The following is a 23122-nucleotide window of genomic DNA, read 5'->3' as shown; positions in this document are numbered from 1 at the left end:
AGGCCTGAAGCTCCTCCACTGTGGTGGGAATATTCTCTTTCTTCATCAGCTCCTGTATTGAGGACAAGTCGGGATTGCCATACTCCCGACAAAAATTGAGGAATGTGGTATAGGGCACACCGCAACTTAACGCAAAGCTGCGGGCATCCATACCGCTCGTGATGTACTTACTTAATAACAGAATTTTCTCCGTTTCATTGTACTTTACCATGTTTTTTTACTTTTTTTTGTTTGAGGTAAAGTGTCAACTTATTTAGTACACTACATGTAGCCCTACTACAAGCAGCAGTGTAGTGCGTTATTAGGTTTCATGGAGACTGTTAATTCGGGATTAAGGGCCAGCCAATTTGAACCAGTCTAGATGCAACAGACATCTATTATGCCAACTGCTACGCGATATAGTTGGCGCAACGCCACTAACATCTATATGGGCTATTGTATGTTGTTTGTTATCTCAAACAGGTGTTTGGCTTGTACCCAAAACAATTTGCCCCTGCCTGTTGTTGAACAATTACGTAGGCAACAAGTAGGGGCAAGTGTATGTGCGTTTGTGTCCATTAGCATGTTAATAGGGCGTTTAAACGCAGTTGTGCAATCAGCAAGCGATATGCGGTTAGCCTCGCAAATGGCTAGTCTTTCACCTTCTTTTTCCCATTAATGATGTACACACCCTTGGGTAGGTGCTCAAAGGGTAGCTTCATCCGTATGCCGTCGAGCGTATAAATCTCGTCTTCCTTGGTTGAAGGTAGGGTGGTTGGATTGTCAATGCCGGTGTTCTTGCCACGTTTGATAAGAACTTCGCCGCATATTTCTTCACCTTTTACAAACACCCAGCCCCAATTAGCGTGGTACATATTGCTGCGTTCCTCGCAAGTTGCTCCTTTCGGACTGGCCAAATAGCTACCGCCTTTAAGCTTAATTCCCCAATACGCAGACATACACGGCTCATTTTCTAGAACGCGAATGGCATGCACCTGGGCATTGTTGATGGTGATGGTGTCTGCCCAAATGGGTGACTTGGCCTCGATCGTGCATCCACCTTGAATGGTTAGCTGTTTACCAGAGAAGATTGATACGTTACCGGATGCTACTAGCGAACCGCTGCCTGTTATCACTATTGGAATGCTATTTGTGCACACGGAACTTTCTTTTGTGACTTCAATGACGTTGTGCCCAATCAACTTGATGATGAGTGGTCTTTTTTTCCATTCGTAGTCGATAAACACAGAGATGCCAGGCTTACCCTCAGCAGGTTTAATCAAAACATTATTCAACGTAAGTGTACGCGTAGAATTGTCGAAAGAAACCTTTCCCTTTTTTACAGCTGGAAAGCCGCCAGCAGCGGAGATGTTCTTATAGTTGTCGGAAGTTATGTGTACTTCACCAACCTCCACATAATAGTCGGCTGCCCTTGCCTGCGTATGCCAAAGGGCGGCGGCAAGGATAAGGATGTAATAATAAAACATTTTCATTTTCATAAGCAGAATTTTCAATTGTTATTATAAATCGTTATTATGTTAGTTGCCAAGTTGACACGATTGTTAGCTTATCTCAATATTGACCTGTGGCCTAACTGTTGACAGCTAAATTTCATGGCATTTTGTCTAAACGGCGCTTTCGATGAGTTCCTAATAAGTGCATGTAGGGACAATCACGCCTAATGAGCAGTGTTTAATGAATACGTGCGATGCTGCTCTGCTTATTTTATTTTCTGTTGGTTCGTGGTGTTGGCTTTATGCCTATTCGGCTGCCTATATAATAAGGAGTAGGGCGGGGGAGTGACTTTGGTATTTAGTCTTGTCGCCCACCGTTACACCACTTCATCCATTTTTATGTCGTTGTTGTCGGTTGGTACTTCGTCTACCTTTTGGAAATCGAAGCACACACCTATTTTATAGGCTTGCGGAACTTGTGCCAAAAAACGGTCGTAATAGCCTTTTCCGCGACCAAGACGATTGCCGTGTGGGTCGAAACTCATGCCTGGCACCAAGATGGTTTCTATCTCTTGGTAGGCCGTGAAGGGTTTGCCCGCAGGTTCTAGAATGTTCATAGCGCCCAGTTTGAGGTCTTGCGGACCTTGGTATTGGCGTATTTCGAGGTGCTGCTCGTCAATGACCACAGGCAACAACACCCTTTTACCCATCTTTACAAGTTGGTTTACGGCCTCGTGGGTATAGACCTCATCGGGCAACGAGTGGTAGAACATCACGGTGTTTGCCTGTACCACTCGTGGATGGGTCAGCAAACCTTGTACTACGGCAAGCGACAACTGGCGCAGTTGTTCGCCGTTGAATTGTCGCTTGCGTAGCCTTATCTCTTGTCGTAGCGCCTTTTTATCCATTATTTTCGCTTTGGTTTTGGCTCAGCCTTAGTCTTGTCGGCCTGTGTGAGCTTGGGAAAAGCGGCATTGTCCTTAAATACCTTCAAGGTAGCGGCGATAACGGGATCGTCTTCGTTTAAGTATTGGGTCCATACTTCGTCGTCGAGCATACCGTAAATGATGCGACTATTGATGAAACGCGATAGCATCTTGTGTGACTTACGTATCATCAGGTTGCGCCGTTGCAGGCCATGCTTGTCGGCGTATGCTGCAAATTGCTCCACCAAGTTTTGCTTATCGAGATAGGCCGACAGTTCTTTGAGGGTTTTAAACATGGCCAGCTTTTGCCTATTGTTATCAGTATAGTTGTAGGCGAACTGTAAGATAAGCCCGCTCATGGCTGCTTGCTTGAAGTAAGAGGTAACGCCGAGCGTATCTTCAGCCACAAAGATGTCGGGCGTAATACCTCCACCGCCATACACCAAACGACCAATGCTGGTGTGATAAGCAGGTCCTGTGTGCTTAATACTGTCTTGTGAGAAGAACTCACCATGCTGATAGCGGCTGTAAATGTCCTGTTCGTAGTTGCTTCCATCGCCTGCCGTGTAGGGCTTTTGTATGCAACGGCCCGACGGAGTGTAGTAACGCGCGATAGTAAGGCGAATCAGGCTACCGTCGGTAAAGCCCAATTGCTGTTGTACCAGACCTTTTCCGAACGAGCGACGACCGATAACGGTGGCTCGGTCGTTATCTTGCATGGCACCAGCGAATATCTCGGACGATGATGCTGACCCCTCGTTGATGAGCACAACAAGAGGAATGCGTTTGTAACTGCCGTGTCCGTCGCTCACATAATCTTGTCTTTGCGACTTGCGACCTTGGGTGTACACGATTAGTTTGTTCTTCGGCAGGAACTCGTTGGCCATCTGTACAGCCGATTGTAGGTAACCACCCGTGTTGTCGCGGAGGTCGATTACGAGGCTTTTAAAACCTTCTTGCGACAGTTTGGCCAAAGCGATGAGCAGTTCGGGATAGGTTGTTTCGCCAAAGTTTTTGATGCGAATGTAGCCCGTATTGTCGTCGAGCATATAAGTTGCGGTTACGCTTTTCTGTGGAATATCACCGCGCGTGACGGTAAATTCCAAAGGCTTTTTCTGCCCGAAGCGTTTAACGCCGATGCGCACCTTTGTGTCTTTTGGCCCTTTCAGTCGGCGCATGGCCTCTTCGTTGGTAACGATTTTGCCCACGAATGGTTTGCCGTCGATGCTCACTACCTTGTCGCCAGCCAGCAATCCTGCCCTTTCGGCAGGTGCATTCTTCACCACGTTTTGCACGTGCAGCGTGTCTTGGCGGATGTTGAACTCGATGCCCACGCCCGAGAACGACCCTTTTAGCTCGTCGTTGGCGGCTTGAACGTCTTTGCCACTGATGTAAACCGAGTGCGGATCGAGGTCGGAGAGTATCTGTGGGATAGCCTTATCCACCAACGAGTCGATGTTTACGTTGTCAACGTATTGGTCGTCGATGATGTGCAACAGGTTATTGAGCCTGTTGCTACCCGAATTGATGATGTTAAGCCTATTGCCTGAGAAGTGGTTGGCATAGAAAGTGCCAATCACGATGCCGAATGCAACGCACACGGCCATGAGCAAGGGCATATATCTGTTTCGTCTGTTAGGGTTCATTCTGTATCTGGATTGAGATAAATCACTTCGATATTAGCTTTGCGAAGAAGGTCTAAACCCTCTTCCAAACGGTATTTTTCACCGTATACCACACGTTTAATGCCCGACTGGATGATGAGTTTTGAGCATTCGATGCATGGCGCGGCCGTTACGTAAAGTGTTGAGCCGTCGCTGTTGTTGCTGCTTCGGGCCAGCTTGGTGATAGCGTTGGCCTCGGCATGCAGCACGTATGGCTTGGTAACGTTATTGTCGTCTTCGCATACGTTTTCAAAACCGCTGGGCGTTCCGTTGTATCCGTCGCTGATAATCATCTTGTCTTTCACCACCAGCGCACCCACCTTGCGGCGCACGCAGTAGCTGTTTTCGGCCCAAATGCGTGCCATACGCAGGTAGCGCAGATCGAGAACGGTTTGTTTGTTATCGGTACACATATTATAATATGAGTGGTTGAGGGTTTATTGTTGTGGCATCCTTATATAGTTGGCGAGAGCTGATGCAGCACGTTTTAGCCGTTGACCACGATACCGTCACGTTCTAGTAACGCGTCAATAGTGGGTTCGCCGCCGCGGAAACGCTTGTAAAGCGTCATCGGATGTTCTGTTCCGCCACGCGAAAGAATGTTGTCGCGGAAGCTTTGAGCTGTGGCTTGGTCGAATATTCCGTTCTTCTTGAACATGCTGAAAGCGTCTGCATCCAGCACCTCGGCCCACTTGTAGCTGTAATATCCCGCAGCATATCCGCCCGCCATGATGTGCGAAAATTGGGTGGTCATGCATGTATCGGGCAGCTGTTTCATGATGATGGCCTCTTTCCACGCCTCTTTCTCGAAGGGAATGATGTCTTCCGTGAAGGCGTTTCGTTGCGTATAATAGGCCATATCGAGCAATCCAAAGCTCACTTGTCTTAGACATCCCGATGCAGCCATGAAGTTTCGGCTCTTCACGATTCGGTCGATTAGTTCGTCGGGGATGGGCTCGCCCGTTTCGTAATGGAAGGCGAAGGTGCGCAAGAAAGCTTTTTCTATGGCGAAGTTCTCCATAAATTGCGATGGCAACTCTACGAAATCCCACCATACATTGGTGCCGCTAAGACTTTCGAAACGGCTATTGGCAAACATGCCATGCAGTGAATGGCCGAACTCGTGCAAGAAAGTTTCCACCTCGCCAAGTGTTAGTAGGGCGGGTTTTTCAGCCGTTGGCTTGGTGAAATTCATCACCACGCTAACATGCGGCCTAACGTTGTTGCCCTTGCGGTCAACCCATTGCCCTTGGAACTCGGTCATCCATGCACCCCCTTGCTTGCCTTTTCGGGGGAAGAAGTCGGCATAGAACACGGCCAGATAAGATCCGTCGCGGTCGAAAACTTCGTAGGCCTTGACGTCGGGATGGTAAACGGGGATGTCGTTGTTGGGCTTGAAGGTGATGCCATACAGGCGATTGGCCAGTCCGAACACGCCATCGATAACCTTCGAGAGTTCGAAATAAGGGCGCAACATTTCGCTATCGAGGTTGTATTTCTGCATTTGCAGCTTGTGCGAATAGTACGCCGTGTCCCAAGGTTCTAGTTCGAAGTCGTTGCCTTCCATCTCTTTGGCCATGCGTTCAAGCTCTTTCAGCTCGGTTTCGGCTGTGGGCTTGTAGGCCTTGATGAGGTCGTTTAGTAGACGGTAAACGTTGTCGATGTTGGTAGCCATTCGGTGTTTGAGCACGTAGTCGGCGTAAGTTTCGAAGCCTAAGAGTTGCGCCAACTCCCTCCGAAGGTTCACCAAGCGCTTGCAAATCTCCAAGTTGTTGGTGTCGTTTTGGTGCGTACACTCGGTGTTTCGCGCCATGTAGAGTTGCTTGCGCAGGTTTCGTTGCGACGAATAGGTCATGAAAGGCGAGTAGCTGGGGAAGTCAAGGGTAAACACCCAGCCCTCTTTCTCTTGCTCTTTGGCTGCAAGAGCGGCCGCTTCGCGAGCCGTTTCGGGCAGTCCGTCCAGTTCTTCTTCGCTGGTGATGTGTAGTGTATAGGCCTTGTTCTCTTTCAGCAGGTTTTGCGAAAATTGCAAGGATAGCACACCAGCTTCTTCTGTTAGCTTGCGAAGTTGTTCTTTTCCCTCATCGTCGAGCAATGCTCCGCTACGCACAAAGCCGTCGTAGCTATTCTCTAAGAGCATCTGTTCTTCGGCGTCAAGTTCGCGATGGTTTTCGTACACGTACTTAATGCGTTCGAAAAGCTTTTTGTTCAGTCGCACGTCGTTGGCGTGCTGGGTGAGAATGGGGCTCATCTTCTGCGCCAGAGCATCGAGTTCGTCGTTCGTTTCCGCGCTGAGCATGCACGAAAAAACATTCGACACGCGGTTAAGCAGGTCGTAATAATGGTCTCCGTTTTCGTTGTCCACCCTGACGATGGTGTTTTCGAAGGTGGGCGTTTCGGGGTTGTTGATAAGCTTCTCAATCTCTTCGTCGTCTCTCCTGATACCCTCCATAAATGCCTCTTCGTAGTGTTCGGTCTTTATGAGGTTGAAGGGCACGGTTTCGTGCGGTGTTTTATATTCCCCGAAAAAGGGGTTGTTGTGATTTTTGCTTTCTTCTTTCAAATTCTCATTCATAACTGTAAATGTCTCCAAGTATGTCTTTTGTCGCCGTTTTCGCATCCCCATTGCTTCGCTTGCAGATTTTGTTCGGTAGCTCATGGTCATGAGACCACCGACATGGAGCGTGTAAACGTAGAAGGCTTGGCTTGTATGCCGCTTGTCCTTTGTTGCGATTTTAGCTTTACAAAAATAGCAAATTTCGGGCAAATGGCTATCTGTTCATCGTCTTTTTAACTTATGTTAGTCTTGAAGAGGCGTTTTGTGGCTGTTGAATAAGGGCTTCGGGTGCGGTCAAAAGCTTTGTAAAGGTGGCTTTTGGGATGTGCTTGGCTCGTGGGAAAACGATACAGTTAGGTCGTGCTTGTACGTAAAATATGACGAATAAATTTGCCGTTCGCTACATAAAACGAACAAAATGGGCGAAATATTGACTTGTAAAAGCATCTCGTTGCACATACCCCTTGTTTGTGCGCATAAATAAACGGCAACTAATTTAAAATCTCTTAAAACTTGGTTATAAGTATTTTCTATTCTCCCATTTATCACTATCTTTGCATGAAACCAATTTAAAACGACAACACACTTCAATGTTTGAAAATCTTAGCGATAGACTAGAACGGTCTTTTAAAATAATAAAAGGTGAAGGAAAAATCACCGAAATCAACGTGGCCGAAACCCTTAAAGACGTTCGTCGAGCCTTACTTGATGCCGACGTGAACTATAAGGTGGCCAAGACATTTACCGATACGGTGAAGCAAAAGGCACTAGGCATGAACGTTCTCACGGCTGTTAAGCCTGGGCAACTCATGGTTAAGATTGTGCACGACGAGCTGGCGACGCTCATGGGTGGTGAAAGCGTAGGACTGCAACTTAAAAATCGCCCCGCAATCATACTGATGTCGGGATTACAAGGTTCGGGTAAAACCACGTTTAGCGGTAAGCTTGCCAACCTGCTTAAAAGTAAACAACACAAAAATCCCTTACTCGTAGCCTGCGACGTCTATCGTCCTGCGGCCATCGAACAGCTTAAAGTGGTGGCTCAACAAGTGGGTGTGTCTGTTTATAGCGAACCTGACAACAAGAATGTAGTGGAAATTGCCAACAACGCCATTCGTGAAGCCAAAGCCAAAGGCAATGATGTGGTGATTGTGGATACCGCTGGACGCTTGGCCGTTGACGAAGAGATGATGGACGAGATCTATCGTTTGAAGCAGGCCTTGAACCCTGACGAAACGCTTTTTGTGGTCGATTCGATGACGGGACAAGACGCCGTGAACACCGCTCGCGAGTTTAACGACCGCTTGGACATTGATGGCGTGGTGCTAACGAAACTTGATGGCGACACGCGTGGTGGTGCCGCGCTGAGCATTCGCACGGTTGTGACGAAGCCGATCAAGTTTGTGGGTACGGGAGAGAAGATGGAAGCCATCGACGTTTTTCATCCCGAGCGTATGGCCGATCGTATTTTGGGCATGGGCGACATAGTGTCGCTGGTGGAAAGAGCCCAAGAACAGTTCGACGAAGAAGAGGCCAAGCGCCTGCAAAAGAAAATACAGAAGAACAAGTTCGACTTTAACGACTTCCTTAAACAGATCGAACAGATCAAGAAAATGGGAAATCTAAAGGACTTGGCTTCGATGATACCGGGCGTAGGCAAAGCCATCAAGGACGTAGATATCGACGATAATGCTTTCAAGGGTATTGAAGCGATTATCAAGAGCATGACACCCAAAGAACGAACAAACCCCGAAATCCTTAATAACAGCCGTCGACAGCGTATCGCTAAGGGCAGCGGAACCAACATTCAAGAGGTAAACAAGCTGATAAAGCAGTTTGATCAAACCCGAAAGATGATGAAGATGATGACCGGAACGAATATGGCGAAGATGGCAGGCATGGCGAGCAAGATGAAAGGAATGCCCGGAATGCCGAAACTTTAAAAACCTAACAATAATGATGCAGTTAATCGATGGAAAGGCAACTGCTACCGCTATCAAGGCGGAAATTGCCGAAGAAGTGAGGCAAATCGTTGCAAACGGAGGTAAACAACCACACTTGGCCGCGGTGCTAGTTGGGCACGACGGTGGCTCGGAAACGTATGTGAAGAACAAAGTCATAGCTTGCGAGCAGTGTGGGTTTAAGTCTACGCTCATCCGATTTGAGGAGAACGTTACCGAAGCCGAACTTTTGGCTTGTGTAGACAAACTAAACAAAGACGAAGATGTAGATGGGTTTATCGTGCAATTGCCTTTGCCTAAGCACATCGACGAACAAAAGATTGTCGAAGCAGTAGATTATCGCAAAGACGTAGACGGCTTCCACCCCATCAACGTGGGGCGCATGGCCATCGGCCTGCCATGTTTCATCTCGGCCACGCCATTGGGTATTCTCACCCTTTTGCAGCGTTACGGCATCGCCACTTCGGGTAAGAAGTGCGTTGTGCTTGGTCGAAGCAACATCGTAGGTAAGCCAATGGCGCAGCTGATGTTGCAAAAGCAATATGGCGATGCCACTGTTACGGTGTGTCACTCGCACTCGCCATCGCTCAAAGACGAGTGTCGCGAGGCCGATATCATTGTGGCGGCTATCGGTCGCCCTGATTTCGTTACGGCCGACATGGTTAAAGAGGGTGCCGTAGTTATCGATGTGGGTACCACTCGCGTGGAAGACCCCTCGCGCAAGGGTGGTTTCCGACTCAACGGAGACGTTAAGTACGACGAGGTAGCACCCAAATGTTCATTCATTACACCCGTTCCTGGGGGCGTTGGTCCAATGACCATCTGCTCGTTGATGAAGAACACCCTCTCGGCAGGCAAGAAAGAATTTTATAAATAAATAAGGAGTGGACGGCGAGCGAGGCTTTGAGCCCCGTTCGCCATTCCCCATAAACTAATGAACAGCGAAGCCTATTACGAACAAGGTAATGCCTATCGTCGCCAAGGAAATTGGCAAAAGGCGTTAGAATGCTATGCGGAGGCTATTGAATTAGACCCCGAAAGTCCTGCGGTTCATGCGCGGGATATGCTCAACAATATCTTGGGCTTCTACTCTAAGGATGCCCTTAACCCCTGAAAAACAACATACTGCACTTTGACGAATGGTTTTCGTCGCTGTTGCAAACTAAAAAAATGATTCGCAGTGCATGTCACTGTGAAGTCACAACGAAAGTACTGCCATAAGGCAGCCTATAAGTAAGATATTATGAACAAGATAAAAGGAGCCGTGGTTATTAACACCGACAGGTGCAAAGGATGCGACCTGTGCGTTGTGGCTTGCCCATACGACGTGTTGGAACTGGCTCGAAAAAAGGTGAATGCTAGCGGATATGCGTATGCCCAAGCCGTGAATGCTGAGGCATGCGTGGGTTGTGCTGCGTGCGGAACAGTTTGTCCCGATGGTTGCATCACCGTTTATAGAATGAAAGTGGAGGAAAAATAGTGATGGCAGAACGTGAAGTCAGACTAATGAAAGGTAACGAAGCGATAGCCCATGCGGCTGTTCGTGCTGGCATAGACGGATATTTCGGCTATCCCATAACCCCTCAAAGTGAGATAATAGAGACCTTGGCCCAACTGCGCCCTTGGGAAACCACAGGCATGGTGGTGCTGCAAGCCGAAAGCGAAGTGGCATCCATCAACATGCTTTACGGTGGCGGTGGGTCGGGTAAACGTGTAATGACCTCTTCATCGTCGCCCGGTGTGGCCTTGATGCAAGAGGGAATATCCTATATGGCCGGTGCAGAGATACCGGGACTCATCGTTAACGTACAACGTGGTGGCCCTGGTTTGGGAACCATTCAGCCATCGCAGGGCGACTATTTCCAAAGCACCCGTGGAGGTGGAAACGGCGACTACAATGTCATTGTGCTTGCTCCCAACTCGGTGCAAGAGATGGCCGACTTCGTAGACTTGGCCATGAACCTGGCCTTTAAGTACCGAAATCCCGCCATGATACTAAGCGACGGCGTTATCGGACAGATGATGGAGAAGGTGGTTCTTCCGCCAATGAAACCTCGTCGAACCGAAGAAGAGATTATCAAGGAGTGTCCTTGGGCCTCAACAGGTCGCACACGCGGTCGCGAACCCAATATCATCACCTCGCTCGAACTGCGTCCCGAGTTGATGGAAGAAAAGAACAAGGCCCTGCAAGCCAAGTACAAAGAGATACGCAACAACGAAGTGCGTTTCGAAACACTACACACCGACGATGCCGAATACGTTTTCGTAGCCTTTGGCAGTGCGGCGCGCGTGGCCGAAAAGGCTGTAGAGTTGGCTCGCGAAGAAGGCATACGTGTGGGACTTTTCCGCCCCATCACGCTCTGGCCTTTCCCCGAACGCCAGCTGGCTAACCTTGCACAAGACAAGAAAGGCTTGCTCGTTGTGGAGATGAACGCAGGACAGATGGTGCAAGACGTGCGTTTAGCCGTCGAAGGAAGCCTCCCCGTGGCCCACTTTGGCAGACAAGGCGGTATCGTTCCTGAGCCCGAAGAGATTGTAAAAGCGTTAAAGGAGAAGTTGCAATGACCACAAATATAATCAGCCCAGAGAATCTAGTTTACGCCAAACCGGCGCTTTTGAATGATACAACCATGCACTACTGCCCCGGCTGTTCGCACGGCGTGGTGCACAAACTCATTGCCGAGGTGATTGCCGACATGGGTATGGAAGAGAAAACCGTGGGCATCAGCCCCGTTGGTTGCGCTGTGTTTGCCTATCGCTATATCGACATCGACTGGCAGGAAGCTCCTCACGGGCGTGCCCCTGCATTGGCCGCGGGCATCAAAAGACTATGGCCCGACCGCTTGGTATTCACTTATCAGGGTGATGGCGACCTTGCTTGTATCGGTACGGCCGAAACATTGCACTCGCTAAACCGTGGTGACAACATCACCATCATCTATGTTAACAATGCCATTTACGGCATGACGGGTGGACAGATGTCAGCCACTACGCTGCTCGAGCAGCCCACAGCCACTTGCCCAACAGGCCGTACGCCCGAACTTCACGGCTATCCTATCGACCTAACAAACCTCGCTGTGCAGCTAGAAGGCACGTGCTTCGTGAGTCGGCAGAGTGTGGACACCGTGGCGTCTATCAATAAAGCCAAGCGCGCCATACGCAAGGCGTTCGAAGCTTCGATGGCTGGCAAGGGTTCGTCGCTAGTAGAAATCGTGTCCACTTGTAGCAGCGGATGGAAGATGTCGCCCGTCGCCGCCAACAAATGGATGCAAGATAACATGTTCGACCATTATAAGAAGGGCGACCTAAAAGACAGAACGAAAGAATGAAACACGAGATAATTATCGCCGGTTTCGGTGGTCAAGGGGTGCTTTCAATGGGAAAGATATTGGCCTACTCGGGCTTGATGGAAGATAAGGAAGTAACGTGGATGCCGGCATACGGACCCGAACAGCGTGGCGGAACGGCCAATGTAACGGTCATTGTTAGCGACCAGCGCATCTCTTCGCCTGTTTTGAGCAAGTATGATGTGGCCATCGTGTTGAACCAACCATCGCTCGACAAGTTCGAGCCACGTGTAAAGCCTGGTGGAATACTTATCTACGACGGCAACGGCATTGCCTCCCCGCCATCGCGAACCGACATTAAGGTGTATCGGATGGATGCTATGGATAAGGCAGCCGAAATGAAGAACGCCAAGGTTTTCAACATGATCGTACTTGGCGGACTGCTCAAAGTTTGCCCTGTAGTTAGTACTGAGGGCTTGAACAAAGCCCTATTTAAAACCCTTCCCGAGCGTTATCACAACCTGATTCCGCTGAATATGGAGGCTGTTGAACAAGGTAAGCTAATCATTGCAGAGCAATAATGCGCTGCGATAGCTACCATTTATATTGCGTGGCAGTAGGCCATAAGTTTGAAAAAGAAATTCTGAACAACAGATAAACAACTTGATTTTTTTATAACTCTCTAATTTTTTGGGGGCCGGCTGCAGTGATGCACCCGGTCTTTTTTATTAAGGAATGTTCAAAAGATTATCTGTATTATCTCAGATTTATTTTATACCGTTTTAACATTTATAATTCAATATAGAAAGTAAAGTATCAAGACATAGAACGTTTTGTGAGGACTTTATTCTCAACTTACTTAGCAAGAAGAAGAGAGAACATCGTGCGTGTAATGAGAATACCTTCGTGGGGGTAGTAGCGGCATACGTGAGGATGCTCCGCGCATAGGGACATGGAAACTTCTGTACAATGATTACGGACATTTACTCGGGCCTAATGTTGGAGCGTCATAGGTTCTACTGGCTGATGCACAAGTGCTGCGTAATGCTGAAGTCGTCCCGAAGCTGCTACAGCACGAACTCCAACCATAACAACTTCAAGTACAAAATCAGACCCCTTGCCAGTAAGAAAATTAAGGTAATATAGCATCTTGTAGTAGCCATGAATGACATAAGGTGTTACAATGAGCTAAAACGACACTGTCAAAGAAAGAAAAGGGAGGGTAAACACCCACTTTTAGTTTTGAACAACATCAGGTTTAAACCCATAGATAGGTTCTTTGCAGTAATCAATAGGAATAAAGAACTTGTGAGTATAATGAATTCTTAGCTTAATATTTGGATATTTCCGTAGAATACGTAGTGTTGAAAGAACCAATGTCAGGATGGATTATATAGAAGTGTTCTGAATAGGTTTTACACTACACTCTCTAGATTGGAAAGCATGGAACCACATTGCGTTCATACTAATTCTTCTGAAGAAAATAAAAGAGAGAGAAAAGTCAAAATGGCTTCTTTCCTATCATAGAAACATCGGTAATTTACTTCTTGACACTCTCCATTTTCTCATTCCTAATGTTCTGCTGTTCTAACAGACCTGAACTTTGGCTTTCTCCCATTTCAATATTTTGGAAATTATGCTTCTTACCATATGATATACGATAAGACAAGGTGAGCATAAACATATTTGATGTTATTCTAGGATTATACGTTTTTGCCACATTCGAGTAGTTGTCTGCTGTATAGTTTGTCTCCACACTACTACCATTCATAAATGGGTTAGTTGCATTAAAACCTATTTGCAAATCTTTTAAAGTATATTTCAGTGTAAGTTTCAGCGAAAATGGATTTTTGTACTCGACTCCTTTTGCCAAATACCTAAAAGGACTTAGAAGTTCTACTTTCCCAATGATATTCTTACCTAAATAAGTTAAATCTGTGCCCCCAACAAGCACACTTATCCTTTTATCTCTTTCTTTAAAAAAATTATACTCACCGCCTACCATCCATATCAGCTTTTTAGGTATCACATTAAATCTTATTTCGGTATTCAACAGGAAATGATTATAGCTTTTCCCATTCCGATATGTATGAACGAACATGCCTTTGTCGTTATCAACAAACACGTCCTCATATATGTACTTAGGCATATTAATATATTGAGTAAGCAATTCGAACATCCCCCATTTGTGATTGCTGTCAAAGACCGCCTCTCCCCCTATGCAATGACCGTTCTTTAAATCAGGATTACCTCGAAGTATCTGATATTGATCCATTTGTTGGGATGATCCATTGTAATACGCCATCTGCGGATCGTTCACGTAAGTATATAATTCACCTCTAAAGGTGTTGCCATGTCCAAGGTCTGCGCTACAGAGTAATGAAGGACTAAAATAGAATTTTGTCCACGAATAATTTCCATTGTCCATGGATAAAACATTTCCTGTAAATCGCAATGTAACTCTGATGTTTTTTGAGAAGATGAAATTATTCCCTATTTTAAAAAGTCCATTACCATAAGTCAGTCTGTTTTTAGTTTCAACTCCATTCTCTGTGTACTTGTTTCTTGTGCTCTTGTAATCGTAAGTAGCATAAAAGAAAGGACGATTCTTGCCAAGAATTAGACCCACAAGTATGTTTGGACAAAGACGAAATAAGTCTTCTTCTGTTTTTGCTAAAAAGGATGATGTAGAGGTATAGTTCCTAAATTTGTCCGTATGGCTGTAATTCCCGTATATGCTTGTACGGAACAGCCCATCTTTACCAATCTTTCTTTGATAGTAGATTTGTGTGGCAGGAGACAAATAGTCCTTATGTGTATAATCTCTCGTTAGAATCTCGCCAGCCATTGTGTTGTATGCCTGTGACATGTTCTGATCGTTCACGTCATGATTCCTATTTAAAAAAGCTGAGATTTGAAACATGTTTCCCTTTCCTTGCGTAAGCCAAGATAATCTGCCTCTAAGATGATTTGAACGAAAAATCGAGTTCTTAACCTCCGATGTCTTGATAACTGTTCTATCAATAAATGTCATACTCGTAGCGGATTCTTCTCCTCTGTCTAAAGTATAGTGCCCATAATTGCCAGAAATCTGAAAATTAAGTTCAGAATTTTTCTTATAATGTTTCAAATCCAGCATTCCATCGCCCTTTCCTATGTTGAGATGGTGATAAACATTGCCATATACTAATCCACCGCTATCATGATTTTTCATAATGAAGTCTATCACGGCAGAGGCAGAAGGATGGTTGGGGTCAAATTTTTGATAGAAATCTATTCGATTAATGTCTTTGGGATTAAGTGCCTGTATCTCGCCCTTATCAACCTCTCTCCCATTTATGCAAAGGAGGACTTCACCTGTTTTTGATGTAACAGCGTGATTTATGAGGTCAACATTCAGTCCAGGAATAGTCATTGCAGATAATGTTGCGTAACCATCGAAAGTATTCTTTTTTACATTCTCTGGTACGTGAATCATCATTTTGTCTCCTTTTGTTGTGAAATTAGTACCTGTTACAATAACATCGCTAAGAAGTTTAGAGTCTGGAAGTATGTTTATGTCCCCAAGTTCCATGTGTTGGTTGCAATTGATGTACTTTGGGATATATCCAACCATTGTTATCTTCAACAAATTATTACTCATTTCAGACTTGACAGAGAACTTTCCGTCCTTGTCCGTTATAGTTCCAACAATCAAACTAGAGTCTTTCGGTGACAGTAAACTTACAGTGACATTCCCCATTGGGGTTCTCTTCTCATCAAGAACTCTTCCTGTCAAAACTTGTCCATACACAGAACAGGTAAAAAAAGTAATAAGTAACAACGGATATCTTCTCATTTCTTTTATTGATTTAAAAACTTCTTGTGCTTTATGATTACTTTTCCATGCTATTCGAAGCTGTTATTTAAATGGTTTTTTGTGACATGGACCTGTTTAATTAAATATTCAACAAGTTCCTTTTAATTAGATGTTTTGTTAAAGAGTCCAATTTTAAGATTGTCCCACGCATTTTTCAATAACATCTATTGAGCCACAATATCCGTGAATCAATACCTATTTGTCTGCGGCAACTTCCATCGGTTTAACACAGGACGATGTTCTTTGTTCATTTTTCATTCCAAGTCAATTTGATAAAGTTTTTTGATTTGGCAAAGTTAAGAAAATATTTCTTTCAAGACAAGTGAAGTTGCGCTTTTTTTATAGGTGTTGGATTTCGTATGCGAAACCAATTCCAAAGTTGAGACTTGTGACAAATTGGTGCAAAGCGAAAACATGGTTGTAAAAAAGATTGCTGTTAGCCAACAAAGTATGAGTGCTCGCACATAAATTGGTTATTGAAATGGAATTACAATGTTTAAAGTCACGAATTTCAGGTTTTTCGTTATTAATTGTAGGTTACTTGTAACACATCTTTTGGTTTTACATCTTGTTACGTGTTATGTGTAACGCTGTAACATGTAATGTGTAATCGTGTTCTAACAAAATGTAATAATGTTCAATATAAGATGTAATAAAATTCCAAGTAGTTGATAACGCTTCGGTTGTTTAAAACACGTTCAACAAAGGCTTTGCTTACGTGTTGGAAGAGACATGAAAACGCATTGGCGCTTCTTGCTACTTGGGGCTTAGTTGACATTGGCGTGTAGTGCGAAAAATAACGAATTAATGCTAATCTCTTACGCGTGCGCGCGCGTACAATATTATATATGTGGGCTAAGTTGATGACTTGGCCCGTTAACAGACTAACGTACGCGTTAGCTTTATGAGCATCTTAGCCTGGTGGAGGATTAAGACCAATTGCATACTAGCTACAAACGAAATCTCTTATATCTGCTTCTACTTGTTTGGTGTCAATGCTTTCTTTGCTTGTATGTTGCCACTCTTATGGCAGAATGAGGTCTATATATATAAGGAGTGTTGCCGATGGCTTTTCGTTTCGCTCTACATTGCACAATACTTAACATTTCTTGCCCCACCTTTTCTTCTTTCACGTTTGCCCGAAAACGCAAAAAGTTGTACCTTTGTGCAGAAATGAAGCGTTCAGGATCATATATATATAAATCCCCTCTGTTATTGCATAAAGCGTTAAAAGCCTTGCCCTTGTGGTGCATGGTGGCTTTGTTGGCGGCATGTAGTGCAACGAAATTCGTGCCCGATGAAAGCTATCTGCTCGAAAAGGTTGAGCTGAAGGCCGACACGAAGAAGTTTAATGTGGCCTCGCTCGAACCTTACATCCGCCAGAAGGCCAACTCCAAGTGGTTCTCGGTGTTTAAAATTCCCTTGGGTACATACGCCCTTTCGGGGCGCGACACCACCAGATGGATTAACCGTACGCTGCGTAAGATTGGCGAAGAACCTGTGGTGTACGACACGTTGCAGGCCCAATTGTCGTGCAACGACCTGAAACTGGCCTTGCAAAACATGGGTTACATGAACGCCGAGGTAGACCTCACCACGCGCGCTAAGGGCAAACGCCTAACGGCCATTTATACCTTGCACCCAGGAACGCCCTTTTTCATCAACTCGGTGCGCTACGACATACAAGATTCCGTTATCGCCCGAATGCTCGATTTAGGCAATCCCGACCGCCAGGAGCTAAAGGCGGGCGACCCTTTCACCGTTACGAGACTAGAGGAAGAGCGCAAACGCATCACCCGTATATTGATGGATAGTGGCTATTACCGCTTTCACAAAGACTTTATTCAATATGGAGCCGATTCAACTGCGGGTCAAAACCAAATCAACCTGATGCTCCATTTGCTGCCTTACCGTCCTAACAGTGCCGCACCCGAAACGCTTCATCCCCGATATAGCATACGCAACGTAACATTTTCGAGCAACGACAGTGCTAAAATTCACCTGCGTCCGCGTGTGTTGAGGCGAAGTACGCTCATCAAGGAGGGCGACCTTTTCAGTGCCACACAGCTACAACGCACCTATGCCAACTTTGCTCGTATGCAGGCCGTTCGCTACACCAACATAAGGTTTACCGAAGCCCCCGACACCACTTTGCTAGATTGCGACATCAATATCAGCACCAACAAGCCCTCTTCCATTTCGTTCCAACCCGAAGGAACCAATACGGCGGGCGACCTTGGAGCGGCTGCATCGGTTACGTACGAAAACAGAAACCTCTTCAGGGGCAGTGAGTTGTTGAGCATTCAGCTACGTGCAGCCTACGAGGCTATTACGGGATTGGAGGGGTATCAAAACAAAGACTATCAGGAATATGGCGTAGAAACCAAGCTCACTTTTCCTCGATTTGTGGCCCCTTTGCTGTCGCGCTCGTTTCGTAGACGTAGCATTGCCACCAGCGAACTTTCGCTCAACTGGAACCTTCAGAACCGTCCTGAGTTCCATCGGCGCGTGTTTTCTACGGCATGGCGTTATCATTGGAACGAGCCACGCCACCATATCTCATACCGATACGACTTTTTCGACATCAACTACGTTTACATGCCGTGGATTAGTTCGCGTTTCAAGGCCGACTATTTGGATAACGTCACGAGCCGAAACGCCATTCTGCGATATAACTACGAAGACCTTTTTATCCTTAAAATGGGCTTCGGACTGGCCTTTAACGATGGCGAAAACGCTTTGAAAGTAAATGTAGAGTCGGCAGGAAACATGTTGCATGCGGTATCGAAGATGTTTCGTTTGCCACAAAACGCCGATGGGAAATACACCTTGGTGAACATTGCCTACGCGCAATACGTGAAGTTTGATGTTGACTTTACCCGACTTTTCCAGTTTGACGAACGCAATTCATTGGCTTTCCACGTAGGTCTGGGTGTGGCCTATCCTTACGGCAACAGTACCATCTTGCCTTTCGAGAAACGCTATTTCTCGGGTGGAGCAAACTCGGTGAGAGGTTGGCGAGTGCGCGAATTGGGGCCTGGAACGTTCAAAGGCACGGATGGACGTATCGACTTTATCAACCAAACGGGCGATATGAAGTTAGACATGAACTTGGAATATCGCACCTTTTTGGGATGGAAACTACATGGAGCGGTGTTTGTTGATGCAGGTAACATCTGGACCTTGCGCAATTATGCCGATCAACCAGGCGGACAATTTCGCTTCAATAGCTTCTATCGGCAAATCGCTTTGGCCTACGGATTGGGTCTTAGACTTAACTTCGACTACTTCATTCTGCGTTTCGACCTTGGCATGAAGGCTGTAAATCCCGCTTACGAAACATCGCGTGAGCATTATCCGCTGCTCTATCCCAACTTCAAACGCGACTTCGCTTTCCATTTTGCCGTAGGTTTGCCCTTCTAAACACTTGCCCCTTCATGGCGCTTCATGCCTTGGTGCAGGCGCAAAACATATTTAACGTAATGCCATTTGGCACTTATTTTTAGCGATGACAAGAAACGAACGATACAAATACATTCTGGATTACTTTCGCGCGCAAGCACCAATTGTAACCACCGAACTTGAGTTTGGCTCTGCCTTTCAGCTGTTGGTGGCCACGTTGCTCAGTGCGCAATGCACCGATAAGCGCATCAATCAGGTTACACCTGCCTTGTTCGCGCGTTTTCCCACGGCCGAAGCGATGGCCAAAGCCGAAGTAGAAGAGGTGTTCGAGTACGTTAAATCGGTGAGCTACCCTAATGCTAAGGCCAACCATCTGGTGGCTATGGCGCGCAAATTGGTAGACGATTTCAAGGGAGAAATGCCCAGTACCACGGCCGAACTTACCACGCTGCCTGGCGTAGGACGCAAAACGGCGAACGTGATGCAGGCCGTTTGGTTCGACAAACCTAACATGGCGGTAGACACGCACGTATATCGTGTGAGCCATAGAATGGGCTTGGTGAGCAAAAAAGCCAACACGCCGCTGAAAGTAGAGCAAGAATTGCTGCGCCACATACCCAGCGTAGATGTGAATAAGGCACACCATTGGCTGCTGCTTCATGGCCGATATGTGTGCGTAAGCCGAAAGCCTAAATGTGAAGAGTGTGTGTTTAACGACATTTGCCCTAAGCTTTTGGAGGGTTCGAAACTCGAATAAGGGTGAAAGGGTGAAAAGATGGAAAGGGTGAAAAAGTGAAAAGTAGGAAAGGGAACAGGGAGAAAAGCTGGTTTTGGCCTGTTTTATTCGTTGTGCTTTTCATCTAAAATAGAGCGTGTTAAGCAAGGGCGCGATGGTTTTAAAATCAAGCTTTTGTGCGAAACGAATAATGTAAGAACAATATAATGATGGGCTAGGCGATAACCGATTGCTAGCCTTTAAAAGCAATAAATATTAGAGAAGATGAACGTTAAGCGTATTTTAAACTATCTGGCCGAGCTGTCGGCGAATAACAATCGCGATTGGTATCAGGCACATAAGGATGAATATACGGCATGTAGGGCCGATTTTGAAGCGGGTGTTCGCCAAGCATTAAGTGCCATTTCACTGTTCGATAGCGAGATTAGTCACCTGCAAGTGAAGGATTGTGTGTATCGTTTTAACCGCGATACGCGTTTTTCGGCCGACAAGTCGCCATACAAAAACCACTTCGGCGCATACATGTGCGCCAAAGGTAAAAAGGCTTTGCGCGGTGGTTATTACCTACATGTGGAACAAGGAAAATGCCTTTTGGCCGTGGGAGGTTATTGGCTGCCCACGAATATTCTCACTTCGTGCCGCAACGAGATAATGGGCAACATCGATACATGGCGTAGCATTGTGGAAAATAAGGCTTTCGTAGACCTGTTTGGTAGACCCAACGAAACCAAATGGGGAGAAGGTACGCGTGGTTTTGGGCTTGATTCGCTTAAAAGTGCACCCAGTGGATTTCCTCGCGACTATGAGTTTATACAGTATCTGCGCATGAAAGACTATTGCGTATGGGTGAAAGTGCCCGACAATTTCTTTGAGGGTGATGCCTGGATAGACGAGATGACGCGGATATTTAAAGTGGGCAAGCCCATGATGGACTTTATGAATAACGTGATTGATGATTATGAATAAGGGATAAAAAAGCCTCACTCATAGCCCTTCTCCAAAGAGAGAGGGGAGTAATATGCCATGTTTGTGCAAGGCTAAACACACAAGTGATATTTGTATAGAGCACTGTTGAAGATGCTACAAAGTGCTTGTATGGTCACTACAAAGCACTTGTAGTGGCACTACAAAATGCTTGTACGGGCACTACAAGGTGCTTGTAGGGAGAGTACAACAATCTTTGTAGCGTCAAAAAGTGTTTGTATGATAGTTTAAGGTGTTTGTTCAGGCCGTTTTTTAGTTGCTGATGACGCGTTGTTTACCAGGTGTTTTGTTCTAGCGAACGCAGTAAAATGGTACATGGCTTCTTATCCCAAACTCGCCAATTAACCCTTCCGTCGTTCGCATTTTCATCGTTCCGGGAATGCGACTTCTAAGCCCTGATGATGCATGATTACATTAATCACCGTGTTAAATATGTTTTGGACGGCTGTTCCATGTCATCTGGAATGCTGTTCCAGTTGAATTGGAACACTGTTCCAACTTATCTGGAACAGGTTTCCATCTTAGCTGTAACAAAGCGGGAGCTTAAAAAGCTCACTATAAGAGCTTATATGATGAGGTGTGAAAGATGGCGTTTGGAGCTAGGAAGGGTGAATTGGTGGCGGTGATAGGCTGTGGAATGAACCGTCTAGATTGTGCCAAGCTAGTATCAAATGTTACGTGAATTCGAGATAAGATACGATGCTTTCTTGAGCAGGAATAGATAAAAAACGAATAGCCGTCTCGCCAACTAGCGCTATGCGATAGTTGACATAGCGAACATCTTTTATCCCGAATTCGCGTATAATCATGTTAGACGCAGCCTTATTGGTGTAATTTAGTGGGCAATCATGCAAATGCCTACGTCTTCGAAATACTGAAAGACGTAGGCATTTGCTTGTTAAGTTGTTAGATTAATCGCTTAATTCGTTAGAATAAATCCTTAATATTTAGTGTACAACTCCTATTATTAATGTGTTGCTTTCCACCAACTGGTTTCCCTTTTGGTGGTTAAGGCGTTTTCGAAATCCGACTGCGTGGGGTCGCTGATGGTAATTCCGCAATACGCATTTACGGGGATTGTTGAAGGGTAATGTTGCTCAAGGGCTGTGTAAATATATGGAGTATAAGACTTATATGGGACCAACTGGGCAAGGGCAGATTGCATCTCATGTGCCATTGACTGTGTTTCGGGTGTGTTGCAGAGCTTGTTCACGTAGTCGCCCATGTCAAAAAAGATGGTCTTTTCGTACCCGTCAAGTCGCTGAATGTCTTTCCAATCAATGAGCTTGGCATTGTTTGCGGTTGCGGCGTTAATCGTTTTCATGCGCGCAGCCACTTCTTCCACCTTGCTGCAATCGGTAACGCCGATGTTGCCGTATGGCCATTTATAGTTCGAATAAAAATTGTGGAACTCGTTAACAACCTCCTTATAGTTGGGTTTTGGCTGTGTCAGGTGTTTCCAAATGTTCTTATAGGGCATGCCGTAGGCCATAATCTCGCTGCAACAACCAATGAGATAGTCGGTGGCGTGGCGCATTTCGTAGGCCACTTCCACGTTAGACATATAGCAGTCGTCGAACATAACGAATTGCATTCGCATCTTAGCTTGCTCTATGGCCGCAGCCAACGTGGGGATGTTGGTTTGAAAATAATGGTCGCTTCCACCGAAATAGCGTGTGCGAGCCCTGCTCTTACCCTCTGAGAAAAGCCAACCCGTGCCATGGCAGCCCACAATGAGGGCGTATTGTTTGGCAGGAGCCTCCACCTTTACTTTGCTTAGCAAACTTGCTAAGCCGTTAGCCGTGGTGTAAGCAGGCATGTTGTGCTTGTCGAAGTGTTGTAGCGTGTCGCGCTGACATCTGCCATTGGCAGCATATTTCACTTCTATCAGCACCGCATGGTTGGCTGATGTGGCGATAAACACCATCAGTTTATTGCGTCCCAATCCCTTTTCGGCCTCGATGGCAGCCTCAATATCTTCGATGTTTTGCAGAAAATTGTTGTACAAACTACCTGTCTCGTTGTTTCTGGCGGCACTCCATGGCATGTAGACAAAGATGGTTTTGTTGGGCAAGTTTTTGGGAACGGGGTAGGGTGCAGGCACATCTTCTTGACAACTCACGATGAAGAGCGTTGCCAAGAGTATGAGTAATGAAGTGAGTTTCTTTTGCATGAAAGGGATGTTGGGGATGAAATGGGAAGAAGTTCCTGCACCGTTCGCTGCCATTGTTTTACTTGCGTGTCACCATATTTTGCGTGTGCAAGGGCGTGTTTGATGGTGCGGAGCGGTTCAGGAACTTCGTTTGTAGGTGG

Annotated in this window: 18 protein-coding genes and 1 pseudogene; 11 read left to right on the top strand and 8 right to left on the bottom strand. The window is 46.1% G+C overall.

Features of this window, described 5'->3' with window-relative positions; all coding sequences use genetic code 11:
* The 6 genes and pseudogenes from F453_RS0111570 to F453_RS0111545 form a co-directional block, all read right to left on the bottom strand.
* Positions 1–211: pseudogene (locus F453_RS0111570) on the bottom strand (transposase); the annotation flags it as partial.
* Between the two features lie 418 nt (positions 212–629).
* Positions 630–1478: a hypothetical protein gene (locus F453_RS0111565; RefSeq protein ID WP_018968157.1), complete on the bottom strand. Its 849-nt coding sequence runs from the start codon at positions 1476–1478 to the stop codon at positions 630–632.
* A 332-nt stretch (positions 1479–1810) separates the two neighbouring features.
* Positions 1811–2341, bottom strand: a complete 531-nt coding sequence (locus F453_RS0111560) for a 5-formyltetrahydrofolate cyclo-ligase (RefSeq protein ID WP_018968156.1) — start codon at positions 2339–2341, stop codon at positions 1811–1813.
* Positions 2341–4005, bottom strand: coding sequence for a S41 family peptidase (locus F453_RS0111555; protein WP_018968155.1), 1665 nt, complete (start codon positions 4003–4005; stop codon positions 2341–2343). Before F453_RS0111555 ends, F453_RS0111560 begins: the two co-directional genes overlap by 1 nt.
* Positions 4002–4436: a deoxycytidylate deaminase gene (locus F453_RS0111550; protein WP_009236040.1), complete on the bottom strand. Its 435-nt coding sequence runs from the start codon at positions 4434–4436 to the stop codon at positions 4002–4004. Before F453_RS0111550 ends, F453_RS0111555 begins: the two co-directional genes overlap by 4 nt.
* Before the next feature lie 74 nt (positions 4437–4510).
* Positions 4511–6598 carry a M3 family metallopeptidase gene (locus F453_RS0111545; protein WP_025790076.1) on the bottom strand — a complete coding sequence of 696 codons (2088 nt, stop codon included), beginning with the start codon at positions 6596–6598 and terminating at the stop codon, positions 4511–4513.
* Between the two features lie 572 nt (positions 6599–7170).
* Between F453_RS0111545 and ffh the strand changes: the two genes are divergently transcribed.
* The 7 genes from ffh (at position 7171) to F453_RS0111510 (ending at position 12409) form a co-directional block, all read left to right on the top strand.
* Positions 7171–8523 (top strand): signal recognition particle protein, encoded by a 1353-nt coding sequence (ffh, locus tag F453_RS0111540; protein WP_018968153.1) that lies wholly within the window; start codon positions 7171–7173, stop codon positions 8521–8523.
* A 16-nt stretch (positions 8524–8539) separates the two neighbouring features.
* Positions 8540–9418: a bifunctional methylenetetrahydrofolate dehydrogenase/methenyltetrahydrofolate cyclohydrolase FolD gene (folD, locus tag F453_RS0111535; RefSeq protein ID WP_025790075.1), complete on the top strand. Its 879-nt coding sequence runs from the start codon at positions 8540–8542 to the stop codon at positions 9416–9418.
* A gap of 57 nt (positions 9419–9475) precedes the next feature.
* On the top strand, positions 9476–9655 hold the full coding sequence (locus F453_RS0111530) for a tetratricopeptide repeat protein (protein WP_009236035.1): 180 nt from the start codon (positions 9476–9478) through the stop codon (positions 9653–9655).
* Positions 9656–9784: 129 nt separating this feature from the next.
* Positions 9785–10021 carry a 4Fe-4S dicluster domain-containing protein gene (locus F453_RS0111525; protein ID WP_009236034.1) on the top strand — a complete coding sequence of 79 codons (237 nt, stop codon included), beginning with the start codon at positions 9785–9787 and terminating at the stop codon, positions 10019–10021.
* A 2-nt stretch (positions 10022–10023) separates the two neighbouring features.
* The gene (locus F453_RS0111520) at positions 10024–11106 is read left to right on the top strand and encodes a 3-methyl-2-oxobutanoate dehydrogenase subunit VorB (RefSeq protein WP_018968152.1); all 1083 of its coding nucleotides are present in this window, start codon (positions 10024–10026) and stop codon (positions 11104–11106) included.
* Positions 11103–11870 carry a thiamine pyrophosphate-dependent enzyme gene (locus F453_RS0111515; RefSeq protein ID WP_018968151.1) on the top strand — a complete coding sequence of 256 codons (768 nt, stop codon included), beginning with the start codon at positions 11103–11105 and terminating at the stop codon, positions 11868–11870. Before F453_RS0111520 ends, F453_RS0111515 begins: the two co-directional genes overlap by 4 nt.
* Entirely contained in the window at positions 11867–12409 is a 543-nt protein-coding gene (locus tag F453_RS0111510; protein ID WP_018968150.1) for a 2-oxoacid:ferredoxin oxidoreductase subunit gamma family protein, read from the top strand. The genes F453_RS0111515 and F453_RS0111510 overlap by 4 nt, the downstream gene beginning before the upstream one ends.
* A 959-nt stretch (positions 12410–13368) precedes the next feature.
* Here F453_RS0111510 and F453_RS0111500 read toward each other — a convergent pair.
* Entirely contained in the window at positions 13369–15666 is a 2298-nt protein-coding gene (locus F453_RS0111500; protein ID WP_018968149.1) for a carboxypeptidase-like regulatory domain-containing protein, read from the bottom strand.
* Positions 15667–16938: 1272 nt separating this feature from the next.
* On the opposite strand from F453_RS0111500, the gene tamL reads away from it, so the two are divergent.
* From tamL to F453_RS16315, 4 genes are all read left to right on the top strand, one after another.
* Positions 16939–19110 carry a translocation and assembly module lipoprotein TamL gene (tamL, locus tag F453_RS0111490; RefSeq protein ID WP_018968147.1) on the top strand — a complete coding sequence of 724 codons (2172 nt, stop codon included), beginning with the start codon at positions 16939–16941 and terminating at the stop codon, positions 19108–19110.
* Positions 19111–19195: 85 nt separating this feature from the next.
* Entirely contained in the window at positions 19196–19846 is a 651-nt protein-coding gene (gene nth / locus F453_RS0111485; RefSeq protein ID WP_018968146.1) for an endonuclease III, read from the top strand.
* Between the two features lie 243 nt (positions 19847–20089).
* On the top strand, positions 20090–20791 hold the full coding sequence (locus F453_RS0111480) for a DUF2461 domain-containing protein (protein ID WP_018968145.1): 702 nt from the start codon (positions 20090–20092) through the stop codon (positions 20789–20791).
* A gap of 416 nt (positions 20792–21207) precedes the next feature.
* A complete protein-coding gene (locus F453_RS16315) occupies positions 21208–21435 on the top strand; it encodes a hypothetical protein (RefSeq protein WP_018968144.1) in 228 nt (75 codons plus the stop codon).
* A gap of 341 nt (positions 21436–21776) precedes the next feature.
* Here F453_RS16315 and F453_RS0111475 read toward each other — a convergent pair whose 3' ends face one another.
* Positions 21777–23036, bottom strand: coding sequence for a clostripain-related cysteine peptidase (locus F453_RS0111475; RefSeq protein ID WP_018968143.1), 1260 nt, complete (start codon positions 23034–23036; stop codon positions 21777–21779).
* Between the last annotated feature and the right edge of the window lie 86 nt (positions 23037–23122).

The organism is Hoylesella loescheii DSM 19665 = JCM 12249 = ATCC 15930, from assembly GCF_000378085.1.
GTDB lineage: Bacteria > Bacteroidota > Bacteroidia > Bacteroidales > Bacteroidaceae > Prevotella > Prevotella loescheii.
Note: the sequence above shows the minus strand (reverse complement) of the source record. Positions and strands in the feature narration are given on the sequence as shown.

What these genes read in the sequence shown, in the direction of transcription:
- F453_RS0111480 (WP_018968145.1), top strand. Translation starts at nt 20,090, where the DNA reads ATGAACGTTAAGCGTATTTTAAACTATCTGGCCGAGCTGTCGGCGAAT.
- F453_RS0111510 (WP_018968150.1), top strand. Translation starts at nt 11,867, where the DNA reads ATGAAACACGAGATAATTATCGCCGGTTTCGGTGGTCAAGGGGTGCTT.
- F453_RS0111550 (WP_009236040.1), bottom strand. Translation starts at nt 4,436, where the DNA reads ATGTGTACCGATAACAAACAAACCGTTCTCGATCTGCGCTACCTGCGT.
- F453_RS16315 (WP_018968144.1), top strand. Translation starts at nt 21,208, where the DNA reads ATGATGCATGATTACATTAATCACCGTGTTAAATATGTTTTGGACGGC.
- F453_RS0111565 (WP_018968157.1), bottom strand. Translation starts at nt 1,478, where the DNA reads ATGAAAATGAAAATGTTTTATTATTACATCCTTATCCTTGCCGCCGCC.
- F453_RS0111525 (WP_009236034.1), top strand. Translation starts at nt 9,785, where the DNA reads ATGAACAAGATAAAAGGAGCCGTGGTTATTAACACCGACAGGTGCAAA.
- folD (WP_025790075.1), top strand. Translation starts at nt 8,540, where the DNA reads ATGCAGTTAATCGATGGAAAGGCAACTGCTACCGCTATCAAGGCGGAA.
- tamL (WP_018968147.1), top strand. Translation starts at nt 16,939, where the DNA reads ATGGTGGCTTTGTTGGCGGCATGTAGTGCAACGAAATTCGTGCCCGAT.
- ffh (WP_018968153.1), top strand. Translation starts at nt 7,171, where the DNA reads ATGTTTGAAAATCTTAGCGATAGACTAGAACGGTCTTTTAAAATAATA.
- F453_RS0111555 (WP_018968155.1), bottom strand. Translation starts at nt 4,005, where the DNA reads ATGAACCCTAACAGACGAAACAGATATATGCCCTTGCTCATGGCCGTG.
- F453_RS0111545 (WP_025790076.1), bottom strand. Translation starts at nt 6,598, where the DNA reads ATGAATGAGAATTTGAAAGAAGAAAGCAAAAATCACAACAACCCCTTT.
- F453_RS0111500 (WP_018968149.1), bottom strand. Translation starts at nt 15,666, where the DNA reads ATGAGAAGATATCCGTTGTTACTTATTACTTTTTTTACCTGTTCTGTG.
- F453_RS0111560 (WP_018968156.1), bottom strand. Translation starts at nt 2,341, where the DNA reads ATGGATAAAAAGGCGCTACGACAAGAGATAAGGCTACGCAAGCGACAA.
- F453_RS0111515 (WP_018968151.1), top strand. Translation starts at nt 11,103, where the DNA reads ATGACCACAAATATAATCAGCCCAGAGAATCTAGTTTACGCCAAACCG.
- nth (WP_018968146.1), top strand. Translation starts at nt 19,196, where the DNA reads ATGACAAGAAACGAACGATACAAATACATTCTGGATTACTTTCGCGCG.
- F453_RS0111520 (WP_018968152.1), top strand. Translation starts at nt 10,024, where the DNA reads ATGGCAGAACGTGAAGTCAGACTAATGAAAGGTAACGAAGCGATAGCC.
- F453_RS0111530 (WP_009236035.1), top strand. Translation starts at nt 9,476, where the DNA reads ATGAACAGCGAAGCCTATTACGAACAAGGTAATGCCTATCGTCGCCAA.
- F453_RS0111475 (WP_018968143.1), bottom strand. Translation starts at nt 23,036, where the DNA reads ATGGCAGCGAACGGTGCAGGAACTTCTTCCCATTTCATCCCCAACATC.